Here is a 291-nt window from a genome sequence, read left to right on the forward strand (position 1 = left end):
CGACTACGCGGAACTCTCCATCCCGACCGCGGACGGCGAGACTCTGCACGGCTGGTGGGTGCGGGCGCCGCGGTCGGTGGGGCATGTCCTGTTCGCGCACGGCAACGGTGGCAATATCGGGGACCGGGTGCCGATCTTCGCGCTGTTGGCCGAGACGGGTTTCGATGTGCTCGCCTTCGACTATCGCGGATACGGCCGCAGTAGCGGGCGCCCGAGCGAACGCGGCACCGAGCTCGATGCGCGGGCAGCGCGCGCGATATTGCTCGAGCAGCCGGGCGTCGACCCCGAGCG

At 70.4% G+C, this 291-nt stretch carries 1 protein-coding gene; it reads left to right on the top strand.

Going from position 1 to position 291, the window contains the following annotated elements:
- Positions 1 to 291, top strand: a 291-nt coding sequence (locus tag GV790_RS29860; protein ID WP_163818157.1) for an alpha/beta hydrolase, incomplete at both ends; no start/stop codon positions are given.

The sequence above is a fragment of the Nocardia cyriacigeorgica genome (assembly GCF_010858045.1).
Lineage (GTDB): Bacteria > Actinomycetota > Actinomycetes > Mycobacteriales > Mycobacteriaceae > Nocardia > Nocardia cyriacigeorgica_E.